The organism is Pseudonocardia sp. (assembly GCF_025465255.1).
Classification (GTDB): domain Bacteria; phylum Actinomycetota; class Actinomycetes; order Mycobacteriales; family Pseudonocardiaceae; genus Pseudonocardia.
Genome location: NZ_JAODNI010000171.1, coordinates 1 through 11,350, shown reverse-complemented (window position 1 = coordinate 11,350; position 11,350 = coordinate 1). Strand labels below are relative to the sequence as shown.

Below are 11,350 nucleotides of genomic sequence, written 5' to 3'. Positions count from 1 at the left end.
GGAACGCGGCGACCCCCCAGTAGAGGTGTGCGGACGCCGCGGCCGCCGCGACCCGGACGGAGCGGGGCATCTCCGGCTCGTCGAACCAGACCGCCAGCACGCCGCGGTACCGCGCGTTCACCGCCACATAGGAGTCGAGCCAGGCGCGGACGTCCGCCGGCGCCGGTGCCCGCCCGGACGGCGGGTGCAGCTCCGGCAGCCGGGCGACCTCGGCGATCACGGCCCAGGCCGCCTCCTCGCTGAGGGCGATCAGCAGCGACGCCTTGTCCCGGAAGTACTTGTAGAGGGTGGCCCTGGCCACGCCCGCGTCCGCCGCGACGGCGTCGAGGTTGGCGTGCCGGAAGCCGTGCGCCGAGAACGCCGCGAGGCCTGCGTCGAGCAGTTGCCGGACGGTCCCCTGGGCACGTGTCCCGAGATCCGGCCGCGATGTCGGAGGTGCGGCGAAGGGCCGCGGGACGGGCGGCCGGGCCGCCTCGTCCGGCTCGCACGTCACGAGGCCGGCCACCACGTCGGGCGGCGTCTCCGGGAAGAGGACCAGCTGGACCACCACGGCGAGCCCGTCGAGCAGCTCGCGCTCGCCCGCCCGCACGAACCCGGTGTGCCGGTAGAGGTTCACCCGGTGCACGACGAGCAGCAGCGCCGCCCCCAGCTCGAGACGCTCGGGGTCGGCGAAGCCGGACTCGCCGAGCCGGGCGGCGATCCCGGCCGCGTACGCGTCGACGAACGTCGCGACCATCGGGCGGAACGGGCGGCCGGAGTGGTCGATGACGTCCCACTGCACGAACATCGGCGCGTAGCGGTCGTACACCCAGGCCCACTCGCCCAGCCACCAGTGCAGGTTGTCGAACCCCACCGGGGTGGGCCCGAGCCGGCCCAGCCGGCGGATCAGCCGCAGCAGTGCGCCGCCGCACTCGTCGAGCAGCTCGGCGAAGACCTGGTCCTTGCCCTCGAAGTACTGGTAGAGGGTGGCCCGGGAGACGCCGGCCGCGACGGCCACGTCGTCGACCGACGTGGCGTGGTAGCCGCGTTCGGCGAACAGGCCCAGGGCGACGTCGAGGATGTGCGCCCGCGTGCGGGCCCCACGCTCCCCGACGACCGGGCTGCGCGGGCCGTAGCTCGCGCGCCGGGCGACACCGTCGTTGCCCATCGTCCCCCCGTGTGGTGTTCAGTTGTCGGCGCGGTCCAGCCGGCGGCGCAGCATGCCGGTGACGCGGGTCGTGTACTCGGTCGCGACGTCCTCGGCGAGGCCGCCCTCGATCAGCAGCCGGGTGAGCCGGCTGGTGATCAGCGAGAGCACCAGCGCGGCGAGCACCTCGTAGTAGGCGATGCCGGGCACGGTCCGCCCGGCGAGCTCCTCGTACCGGGCGATCGTGGCCTCCCGGCCCGGGACGCCCTCGAGCCGCGGGCGTCCCTGCGCCTCGCTCAGGTAGTCCTCGAAGACCAGCCACCAGCCCAGGTCGATACCGGGCGGTCCGATGGTCGTGGTCTCCCAGTCGATCAGCGCGGCGACGCTCAGGTCGTCGGCGAAGATGATGTTCCCCGGCCGCGCGTCACCCCAGACGATGCCCTCGCCCTCGGGAGCCGGCCGGGCCCGGCGGACGTACTCGAGCGCGGCCGCCACGACGTCCGCGTCGTGCGCGACGTCCGCCCGGGCCCAGGTGTACCAGTCCGTCAGACGGTCGAGGTACGCCGTGAGCGGGTCCCGGCCGCCGTCGGGACCGAGGAACTCGAACCCCGCCTGCCAGTCCACGGCGTGCAGGCGGGCCAGCGCGGCCAGGCCGTTGTCGTAGAGCCGGCCGCGCTCCGCGATCGGGAGCTCGGTCGTCCAGCCGCGGCGGTGCCAGCTCGGCACGTCCGGCGGGATCCGGCCCGGCACCCGTTCCATCACGTAGAACGGCGCACCGAACAGCTCCGGGTCCGGCTCGACGAACGGCACCGGCGGGACCGGGATGTCCGTGGCGGTGCCGAGGGCCCGCATCATCCGGGCCTGGAACAGCGCGTTCGGCTCGACGAAGAGCTGATGCGCCGTGGGCTGGATGCGCAGGACATAGGAGCGGTGCTCCGGCCCGGCCGGCCCCGTCCAGTCGACCTCGCAGAACGCCGTCTCGTTCGAGAACCCGGCGTCGGGCAGCTTCAGGTCCGAGACGACGACGTCGTCGGCCCCCAGCCGCCGGGCGAGCCAGCCGGTCAGCAGCCGCCCCGTCTGCTCGACCTCACGCCGCGTCGCGACCGTCATCGCCGCACTCCTCGCTGTCGTCCTCGATTTCCCCGGGCCGGCCACGACTGTGGTCATTAGGGAGACACAGTGTCAGAATACGGTGGTGTCGACCTCCGGAACAGTCCTGGACAGCATGGGCGCCTACGTCCTCCCCGGACGGGTACCCGATCCGCGCGCCGCGGTGGGCCAGGCCCGTGCGGCCGAGCATCTCGGCCTCGGCTCCGTGTGGCTCAGCGAGCGCTGGGGCACGAAGGACCTCGGCGTCCTGGTGGGGGCGATCGGGCAGGCGACCGAGCACGTGCGCATCGGCTCGGGCATCACGCACTTCGGCGTGCGCCACCCGCTCACCCTGGCCTCCACCGCGATGACCGCCCAGGCTCTGACCGGAGGCCGGTTCGTGCTCGGGGTGGGGCGGTCGGTGGCGGCGACCTGGAGGTCGGTCGGGCTGCCCGCCGTCACCAACGCGGTCCTCGTCGACACCGCGGACATCGTGCGCCGGCTCTGCCTCGGCGAGAAGGTCTCCTACGACGGGCCCGCCGGGTCCTTCCCGAAGATGCGCCTCGGCGACCTGCCGGACGCTCCCCCGCCGCCGATCGTGCTGGCCGCCATCGGGCCGAAGAGCCTGGAGCTGGCCGGGAGGCACTTCGACGGCGTGCTGCTGCACCCGTTCCTCACCCCCGAGGCCGTCGGACGCTCCGCCGAGCGCGTCCGCAAGGCCGCGGTGGACGCGGGCCGGGACCCGTCCGCCGTCCGCGTGTACGCGACCGTGGTCAGCGCCCCGGACCTGACCGCCGAGGAGGAGGGCGCCGTGGTCGCGGCGCGGGCGGTGACCTACTTCCAGATCCCGGGCTTCGGCGAGAACCTCGTGTCCGTCAACGGCTGGGACGCCGCGCCGTTGGACACGCTGCGGGCGCACCCGATGTTCAGCGGCATCCGCGGCGCGGCGGACCACCACTACACCCGCCACCAGCTCGTCGACGTCGCCCGGGAGCTGATCCCCCGGGCGTGGATCGAGTCCTCGGCGGCGGTGGGGACGGCCGGAGCCTGCGCCGCGCAGCTGCGCGCCTACCTCGCGGCGGGCGCGGACGAGATCGCCCTGCACGGCGCCACCCCCGAGCTGCTCGGCCCGATGCTCCAGCACGTCACCCACCCCTGAGTCCACCCGACCGCCGAGTCCGGTCAGCCCGCGCGGAGCTTCGGGTTCAGGTAGCCGTAGGCGAGGTCCGCCAGCAGGTTCGCCACCAGCACGACCAGCGCGCTGGTGAAGACGACGCCCTGGATCATGGGCACGTCCCGCTGGTTGACCGCGTCCACGGCGAGGGACCCGAACCCGGGCATCGCGAACACGAACTCGACCGTGACCGCGGCCCCGAGCACGTGCCCGGCCTGCAGGGCCAGCACGGTGACCACCGGGGCCGCCGCGTTCTTCAGCGCGTGCTTGCCGACGACGCTCAGGGGCTTCAGCCCCCGGGCCCGCGCGGTGCGCACGTAGCTCTGGCTCAGCGCGTCGAGCAGCGCACCCCGCGTCTGCCGGGCGAGCTCCGCCCCGAGCAGCGCCGCGACGGCCACCGCCGGCAACAGGAGGTGGCTCAGCCACACCCCGACGCCGCCGTCCGCGATCGACTCGTACCCCGTGGCCGGGAGCACCGCGAGCCGGATCGCGAAGACCACCACCAGGACCAGGGCGATGACGAAGGGCGGCAGCGCCATCGCCAGCGACCCCGCCACACCCACCACGCGGTCGACCCGGGACCCGGGCCGGGTGGCGGCGAGGGCGCCCAGCGGCACCCCCACCGCCACGGCCATCAGCAGCGCGACGACCGCGAGCGACGCCGTCACCGGCAGCCGCTCGGCGACCGCGCCGCCGACGGATTGCCCGGTGTAGAGCGACGTGCCGAGGTCCCCGTGCAGCGCGGCGGTGAACCAGTCCCAGAACCGCTCCAGCAGGGGCAGGTCCAGGCCGAGCCGCTCCCGGGTGTCCGCGATCTGCTCGGGGGTCGCGTTCTCCCCCGCGATGGCCACCGCGGCGTCCCCCGGGAGCAGGTCGAGCAGCAGGAAGACGAACAACGAGACCAGCACGATCACGGGCACCGCCATCAGCACCCGCTGGGCCATGAACCTCAGCACGGCGTGCCTCCCGCTCCCGGGCGGGTCACGACTTCGCCGTCACGCCGGCGTAGCGGAAGTCGAACATCCCACCGAACGGGGCGCTCCCCTTGTCCAGCCCGACCACCGACTTCGACTGTGCGTAGAACGACGGCATGGCGCACATGAACAGGTCCATCGCGTTCTCCGACGCGAAGGCGGAGGCCTTCTGCAGCTCCGCGTAGCGGGCGTCGGGCGCCAGGGTCGAGTCCGTGCCGCGCTGCATGAGCTGGGCGAACCCGTCCGGGGCCGGACCGGGGTAGGCCGCGCTCTGGTAGGCGCTCTGCAGCGTCACCGCGGGCTCCGCGGTCGACGAATGGACGTGCACGTACAGGTCGGACTGCCCGCCGTTCCAGACGCGGCTCGCCGCGACGGTGTCGACCGCGGTGATGGTCACGGTGACGCCGACCTCGGCCAGCTGGGCCTGCACGACCGGCGCGAGGTTGATCTGGGGGGCCAGGCCCGAGATCACCACCAGGCTCAGGTTCAGGCCGTTCCCGTGCCCGGACTCGGCCAGCAGCCGCTTGGCCTCGGCGGGGTCGTACCGGTAGGCGCCCGCGACGTTCGGGGCGTTGCCGCGCTCGCCGTCCTGCAGCGGCTGGGACGTCGGCTTGCACTGCCCGTCCAGCACGGACTTGTCGATGGCCTCCCGGTCGATCGCGTAGTTCAGCGCCTGCCGGACGCGCACGTCGTCGAGCGGGGGCCGGGCGGTGTTGAGGAACGTGGCGTACCACGAGACCGGGCCCATCTCCTCGACGGAGAACGCGCCGCCCTGGGCCATCCGCGAGGCCTCGGTGTACTGGCCGATCTTGATCAGCACCGCGTCGACCTGGCCGCTGCGCAGGGCGTTGAGCCGGGCGTTGTCGTCGACCATGCCGACCAGCTCGACGGTGGCCGCCTGCTGGGCGGCGGGGTCCCAGTAGCCCGCGGACCGCGCGTAGATCGCCCGGTCACCGGCCTTGAGCTGGGAGAGGGTGTAGGGGCCGGACCCGGCCTCCCGGGTGGCGAGGTCGGCGCCGCCCGCCAGCGCCTTCGGGCTGATGATCGACGCGGCGACGGTGGAGAGCGTGAAGAGGATGTCGGCCGCCGGGCGGGTCAGGTGCAGCACGACGGTGCCGGCGTCCGGCGCGTCGATCGTGTCGATGACCTTCAACGCCGCGGCCGCGGTGGAGCCCTGCAGCGTCTTGCCCCGCTCGAAGCTCGCCTTCACCGCGGCGGCGTCGACCTTCGTCCCGTCGTGGAACGTCGCGTCGTCGCGGAGCTTCAGGGTCAGGGTGCGGCCGTCCGCGGAGAACTCCCAGGAGCTCGCGAGCATCGGGCGGACCTCGCTCGGCCCGCCGTCCTGCTTGCCCACCTGGGTGAGCCGGTCGTACACCGGGCTCAGGTAGGGGTAGCCGATCCGCGGGTCGATGGTGAGGTGCGGGTCGAAGTTCGTGGGCGGGACGGTCCAGGCCAGCCGCAGCGTCCCGGCGGGGTCGACGGCGGCCGCGTCGGCGGAACCGCCGGAGGTCGCGGCACCACCCCCGCAACCGGCCAGTACCAGGGCGAGTACCGCGGACACCACGGTGAGCACGCGGGTACGTCTCATGACGGGTCACCTTCCAGAACGTGGGACAGAACGGGACGTACGACCGGCGGCTCGGGTGCGGCCGGGATGGAGGCGGCGGCCCGGCGGACGGCCGCGGAGCGCCGGCGGCCGGGGCGGGTCACGGGGATCGCCGACACCAGTTCCTTCGTGTAGGGGTGCTGCGGGTGGCCGAAGAGCTCGGAGCCGGGCCCGCTCTCGACGATCTCGCCGTGGTTCATCACGGCCACCTCGTGGGCGAAGGACCGGACCAGCGAGAGGTCGTGGCTGATGAACAGGTAGGACAGGCCGCGCTCGGCCTGCAGGTCGAGCAGCAGGTTCAGCACCTGGGCCTGCACGGACACGTCGAGGGCGGCGACCGGCTCGTCGCAGACGATCAGGTCGGGCTCGCTCGCCAGGGCGCGGGCGATCGCGACGCGCTGCAGCTGCCCGCCGGAGAACTCGTGCGGGTAGCGGTCCGCGGTCCCGGCCGGCAGCCCGACCCGGCCGAGCAGCTCGACGACGCGCGCGGTGCGCGCCGCGCCCTTGAGCCCGGCGTGCAGGAGCAGCGGCTCGCCGATCGTCTGGCCGACGAGCATCCGCGGGTCCAGCGACGCGAACGGGTCCTGGAAGATCATCTGGGCGCGGCGGCGCAACCGGCGCAGGTCGCGGCGGCTCAACGACAGGACGTCCGCGCCGAGCAGCCGGACCGACCCGGCGTCCGGCTCGGCCAGCCGCAGGACCAGCCGTCCGACCGTCGACTTCCCGGCGCCGGTCTCGCCGACGATGCCCAGGGTGCGGCCGTGCGGCAGGGTGAAGGAGACCCCGCGGACGGCGTCCTCCCGCGCGACGGCGCGGCCGAACACGTCCCGCTTCGTGACGAAGGACTTGCGCAGGTCGGTGACCTCGAGCAAGGGCTCCGCGGGTCCGGTGTCCGTGGTCTCAGGCATCGACGCCCACCCCTTCCAGGTGCAGCTCGCCGGATCGGACGCACCGCGCCCTGCGGCCCGGCCCCCCGTCCGCGAGGGCGACCGGGTCCGTGTCGCAGGTCCCGGGGCGGGCGTGCTCGCACCGGGTGTGGAAGCGGCAGCCGGCGGGCCAGGCGCCCACGGCGGGCACCGACCCCGGGATCGAGCGGAGCCGCTCGACGTGTCCCTGCACGTCCGGGCTCGAGCCGAGCAGCCCCGCGGTGTACGGGTGTTCGGGCCGGCTCAGCAGGTCGTCGACGGGCGCCTGCTCCACCAGCTCGCCCGCGTACATCACCGCGACGTCGTCCGCCATCTCCGCGACGACGCCGAGGTCGTGGGTGATGAAGAGGATCCCCAGGTCGAACTCGGCCTGCAGCTCGTTCATCAGCCGCAGCATCCGGGCCTGCACGGTGACGTCCAGGGCCGTCGTCGGCTCGTCCGCGATCAGCAGCTTCGGCCGGCAGACCAGCGCCCCGGCCAGCATCACGCGCTGGCACATGCCGCCGGAGAACTCGTGCGGGTAGTGCCGGGCGCGCCGCGCCGCGTCGGCGATGTTGACGGTGTCCAGCATCTCGACCGCCCGGTCCCACGCGTCCTTGCGGGACAGCCCGAGGTGCCGGCGGGCGATCTCGGCGATCTGCTCGCCGACGGTGAACGCCGGGTTCAGGCTGCGGCGCGGCTCCTGGAAGATCATGCCGATGTCCCGGCCGCGCAGGTCGGTGAGCTCGGCCCCGGCGGCGTCGACGAGCTCCTGGCCGTCGAGCCGCACCGATCCCTCGACCCACGAGGAGCGGGGCGGGAGCAGCCCCATGACGGCGAGCGACGTGACGGTCTTGCCGGAGCCGGACTCCCCCACGAGCCCGAGGGTGCGGCCGCGGTCCAGGGTGAACCGGACGTCGTCGACGACCCGGACCCGGCCGGCGCCGGACCGGAACTCGACGGTGAGGCCGTCGACCTCGAGCAGTGGGGCCCGGCCGGGGACGTTGGGGGCGCCGCCGGGGGCGGCGGTCGCGTCAACGGCCATCGGAGCCCCGCCCCTCCAGCGCGTCGCGCAGCCCGTCGCCGAAGCCGGCGAAGGCGAGGATGGTCAGCGCGATCATCACGGCGGGCGCGACCAGGAAGCCGGGCGCCTCGAAGATCACGTCGAACGCGTCGCGCAGCATCGAGCCCCAGCTCGAGTCCGGGGTCTGCACGCCCAGGCCGAGAAAGCTCAGGCTCGCCTCGGCGAGGATCACCACGCCCGCGAAGAACGTCGTCTGCACCAGCAGCGGCGAGCCGGCGTTCGGCAGCACGTGCCGCCACACCAGGCGCCAGCCCGAGCAGCCGACCGAGCGGCACGCCTCGATGTAGAGCTCCCGCGAGGCCGAGGCGGCCGAGCTGCGGGCGAGCCGGAAGAGCGACGGCGCCATGACGATGCCGAGCGCGATCATCGCGTTGGTCAGGCCCGGGCCGAGCACCCCGACCACCGCGAGGGCGAGCACGATCGGCGGCACCGCGAGCAGGGCGTCCGCGATCCGGGCGATGATCTTGTCCAGCCACGGCACCACGCCGCAGAGCAGGCCCGCCGGGACGCCCAGCACGATCGCGACGAGGAGCGCCTCGACGACCGCGACGAGCGTGACCCGGGAGGCGACCAGCAGCCGGCTGAACAGGTCCCGGCCGAACGCGTCGGTGCCCAGCAGGTGCGTCCCGCTCGGCCCCTCCAGCGTCGCCCGCAGGTTCTGCACGTCCGGGTCGTACGGGGCGATCAGGGGCGCGAACACCGCGGCGAGCGTCAGGAGCACGAGGAAGGCCAGGGAGACCGCCGCCCCGCGGTTCGCCGTCAGCTCGCGCAGCGGGCGGCTGACGACCCGCCTGCGGCCGCGCGGCGGCGCGGCGAGGGTCTCCAGGCCGGCCGTCTCCTCCGGGCCGGCCGCCGTGAGCGGCACTCCGGGGACGCTCATGGTGCGCATCCGTGGTGGGGGCGGCACGCAGGGTGCCGCTGCTGACGTCTCATCGCAACCTCGTCGTGTGTGATGGGAGACCCGGGCATGCTCGAGCCGATCGAGGGGCCCGCGAGCGAGATCGGGGGCCCGTGCCGTGCCGGCCGTGGCACCCCCGTGCCGCTGGCGGTGCGCCGAGAAGTGGCACACCTGTCAGATGGAGTACCTGATGTTAGATCAGTCACCCCAGTTCGTGTAAAGACCTTTCCGGATTTCGTTATGAAATGCCGTTGAACAGCGCAAAGAACCCGGGTGCGGAGCACCCGGGTTCTAAGACATCACTGTCAGACATGCGCGACCACTGGGCCGCCGTGCGGCCTAGCGCGCAGGTTCGAGCAGGAGGTCGGAGAGGCGGCCGACGTCGTCGCGGAAGTCCGCGAACGAGCGACTGGTGGGCTCGATCGTCAGCCAGGTGACGCCCGCGTCCGCGTACGCCCCCACGCGCGCGCCGAGGGCGCGGGCGAACTCGGCCGCGTCGGCACCGCGGCCGTGCCGCTTCTCGAACGGCGCGAACGCGACGTCGAGCGGGGCTCCCCCGGCCGCGAGCCGGTCGGCGTGCATCGCGGTCACCTGCTCCGCGAGCTCCTCGATCGTCTCCAGCGGCGGGGTCCGGGTGATCGCGGCCATCTCCGGGGTCTGCGCGATCGGCATCCACCCGTCGCCGAGCCGGACGGCGCGCCGGCGTGCGGGCCTGCTGTTGCCACCGATCCAGATCGGCGGTCCACCGAGCTGCACGGGCGCGGGCACCATGCTGTGACCGCGGGCCGGGAACCGTTCGCCCGCGTGCTCGCGGCCCGCCCAGGCGTCCCGCATGGCGGCGATCGTGTCGTCCAGGATCGCGCCGCGGTTCGCGAAATCCGCCCCCAGCACGTCGAACTCCGAACGCAGGTAACCCGCGGCCATGCCGACGGTGAGCCGCCCGCGCGACACCGAGTCCAGGCTCGCGATCGCCTTCGCGGACAGGTAGGGGTTCCGGTAGGCGGCCACCAGGACGTAGGTGACCAGGCGCAGCCGGCGCGTCGCCGCCGCCATGTAGGCGAGTGAGACGAACGGGTCGTACGAGTGGTGGCCGCCCTCGGCGAGCCACCGGTCGTCCGGGTAGGGGTGCTCGGTCATCGCGATCGCGTCGAAGCCCGCGTCCTCCACGACGCGGGCCACGTCCCCGAGGTCCGCCGTGCCGAGCCAGCGCTCGTGGTGCTTGACCGCGCGCATCGGGAACATCAGCAGGAACCTCATGGCCCCACCTCTCCGTGAGGGTTGTCTGACGTCTCGCCTACAGCGATCTCTGCCGCTCGAGCAGGTGACGGACGTCCGATTCGTTGACAGAATCTAACACCAGTGACACCTTCGTGGCGACGACGAGGTCCCGGGCACCGAGGGTGCCCCGAGCTGGGAGGGCACATGCCTGGACTGATGGACGGCAAGGTCGCGCTGGTCTCCGGGTCGACGCGCGGCATCGGCCGCTCGATCGCGGAGCACCTGGCCGCCGAGGGAGCACGGGTGGTGGTCACCGGACGCACGGTGGAGAAGGGCGAGAAGGTCGTCGGGCGGATCCGCGAGGCCGGCGGCGAGGCGGAGTTCCTCCGGCTCGACGTGACCGACGAGCAGAACGTGCGCGAGGTCGTCGAGGAGACGGTGCGCCTGTTCGGCTCGCTGACCACGCTGGTCAACAACGCCGCGCCCACGGACGCGGTGGCGAGCACGGTCAAGCCCCTCGCGGACACCTCGACCGAGGAGTGGAACCGCATCCTGGTGGGCACGCTGACCGGGAACGTGTTCTGGGTGTCGAAGTACGCCTGGCCGCACCTCGCGGCGGCGGACGGCGCGTCGATCGTGAACATCTCTTCCGGCCAGTCGATCGCCGGGTTCAAGGGGTTCGGCGCCTACGGCGCGGCCAAGGCCGGGGTGTCCGCCCTGACCCGCACGCTCGCCGTCGAGGGCGCGGCGGACGGCATCCGGGCGAACTCCGTGCTCGTCGGCCGGGTGGTGGCGCTGCGAGGAGACTCCGGCCACCACACCGGCGGCGGCCGGCTCACCCGGATCGGGAACCCGATGGACATCGCCTACGCGGTGTCCTATCTGGCCTCCGACCGGGCCGAGTTCGTGACCGGCACGCAGCTGACGGCGGACGGCGGCTTCTCCATCAACGGCGACGCCGTGGCCGACGCCGAGGCGGCCGCCGGCTCGTGAGCGCCGGGCCGCGCCCCGCGGCCGGTCCGGACCGGTGATCGGTCCCGGCGGTACGTCACCGCGGACGGAGGTCCCGTGACGTGCCGGTCAGCCGGATCGCCGAGCGCTGCCGCGTCGCCGGGGACCCGGCGCCGCGGCAGCAGCTCGCGGGCCTACTTCGGCTGGAACCGCAGGGCGCCGTCGATCCGGATGACCTCGCCGTTGATGTAGTCGTTGATCGCGATGCTGTGCACCAGCTCCGCGTACTCCGACGGGCTGCCCATCCGCTTCGGGAACGGCACGC

10 protein-coding genes and 1 pseudogene are annotated in these 11,350 nt (G+C 73.5%); 2 read left to right on the top strand and 9 right to left on the bottom strand.

The genetic code is table 11. From position 1 onward, the window contains the following. Nucleotides 1–1,147 (bottom strand): TetR/AcrR family transcriptional regulator (locus tag JWP64_RS20720; RefSeq protein ID WP_297499672.1); only part of this gene is annotated, 1,147 nt, incomplete at its 3' end. Between the two features lie 18 nt (nt 1,148–1,165). Further along, nucleotides 1,166–2,236 (bottom strand): phosphotransferase family protein, encoded by a 1,071-nt coding sequence (locus JWP64_RS20715; protein ID WP_297499670.1) that lies wholly within the window; start codon nt 2,234–2,236, stop codon nt 1,166–1,168. Nucleotides 2,237–2,321: 85 nt separating this feature from the next. On the opposite strand from JWP64_RS20715, the gene JWP64_RS20710 reads away from it, so the two are divergent. After that, nucleotides 2,322–3,374 (top strand): TIGR03857 family LLM class F420-dependent oxidoreductase, encoded by a 1,053-nt coding sequence (locus tag JWP64_RS20710; protein ID WP_297499668.1) that lies wholly within the window; start codon nt 2,322–2,324, stop codon nt 3,372–3,374. A 23-nt stretch (nt 3,375–3,397) separates the two neighbouring features. On the opposite strand, the gene JWP64_RS20705 is transcribed toward JWP64_RS20710, so the two are convergent. The 6 genes from JWP64_RS20705 to JWP64_RS20680 all read right to left on the bottom strand — a co-directional run bounded on the left by JWP64_RS20705 (nt 3,398) and on the right by JWP64_RS20680 (nt 10,113). Further along, on the bottom strand, nt 3,398–4,345 hold the full coding sequence (locus JWP64_RS20705; protein ID WP_297499666.1) for an ABC transporter permease: 948 nt from the start codon (nt 4,343–4,345) through the stop codon (nt 3,398–3,400). A 25-nt stretch (nt 4,346–4,370) separates the two neighbouring features. Then, nucleotides 4,371–5,951, bottom strand: a complete 1,581-nt coding sequence (locus JWP64_RS20700) for an ABC transporter substrate-binding protein (protein ID WP_297499665.1) — start codon at nt 5,949–5,951, stop codon at nt 4,371–4,373. After that, nucleotides 5,948–6,877, bottom strand: a complete 930-nt coding sequence (locus tag JWP64_RS20695) for an ATP-binding cassette domain-containing protein (RefSeq protein ID WP_297499663.1) — start codon at nt 6,875–6,877, stop codon at nt 5,948–5,950. Before JWP64_RS20695 ends, JWP64_RS20700 begins: the two co-directional genes overlap by 4 nt. Next, entirely contained in the window at nt 6,870–7,919 is a 1,050-nt protein-coding gene (locus tag JWP64_RS20690; protein ID WP_297499661.1) for an ABC transporter ATP-binding protein, read from the bottom strand. The genes JWP64_RS20695 and JWP64_RS20690 overlap by 8 nt, the downstream gene beginning before the upstream one ends. Further along, nucleotides 7,909–8,838: an ABC transporter permease gene (locus JWP64_RS20685; RefSeq protein WP_297499659.1), complete on the bottom strand. Its 930-nt coding sequence runs from the start codon at nt 8,836–8,838 to the stop codon at nt 7,909–7,911. Before JWP64_RS20685 ends, JWP64_RS20690 begins: the two co-directional genes overlap by 11 nt. A gap of 357 nt (nt 8,839–9,195) precedes the next feature. After that, nucleotides 9,196–10,113 (bottom strand): TIGR03619 family F420-dependent LLM class oxidoreductase, encoded by a 918-nt coding sequence (locus JWP64_RS20680; protein ID WP_297499657.1) that lies wholly within the window; start codon nt 10,111–10,113, stop codon nt 9,196–9,198. Nucleotides 10,114–10,278: 165 nt separating this feature from the next. Between JWP64_RS20680 and JWP64_RS20675 the strand changes: the two genes are divergently transcribed. After that, entirely contained in the window at nt 10,279–11,067 is a 789-nt protein-coding gene (locus JWP64_RS20675) for an SDR family NAD(P)-dependent oxidoreductase (RefSeq protein ID WP_297499655.1), read from the top strand. 152 nt (nt 11,068–11,219) lie between these two features. Here JWP64_RS20675 and JWP64_RS20670 read toward each other — a convergent pair. After that, a pseudogene (locus JWP64_RS20670) lies at nt 11,220–11,350 on the bottom strand (3-hydroxyacyl-CoA dehydrogenase); the annotation flags it as partial.

What these genes read in the sequence shown, in the direction of transcription:
- JWP64_RS20715 (WP_297499670.1), bottom strand. Translation starts at nt 2,236, where the DNA reads ATGACGGTCGCGACGCGGCGTGAGGTCGAGCAGACGGGGCGGCTGCTG.
- JWP64_RS20700 (WP_297499665.1), bottom strand. Translation starts at nt 5,951, where the DNA reads ATGAGACGTACCCGCGTGCTCACCGTGGTGTCCGCGGTACTCGCCCTG.
- JWP64_RS20695 (WP_297499663.1), bottom strand. Translation starts at nt 6,877, where the DNA reads ATGCCTGAGACCACGGACACCGGACCCGCGGAGCCCTTGCTCGAGGTC.
- JWP64_RS20690 (WP_297499661.1), bottom strand. Translation starts at nt 7,919, where the DNA reads ATGGCCGTTGACGCGACCGCCGCCCCCGGCGGCGCCCCCAACGTCCCC.
- JWP64_RS20685 (WP_297499659.1), bottom strand. Translation starts at nt 8,838, where the DNA reads ATGAGCGTCCCCGGAGTGCCGCTCACGGCGGCCGGCCCGGAGGAGACG.
- JWP64_RS20680 (WP_297499657.1), bottom strand. Translation starts at nt 10,113, where the DNA reads ATGAGGTTCCTGCTGATGTTCCCGATGCGCGCGGTCAAGCACCACGAG.
- JWP64_RS20675 (WP_297499655.1), top strand. Translation starts at nt 10,279, where the DNA reads ATGCCTGGACTGATGGACGGCAAGGTCGCGCTGGTCTCCGGGTCGACG.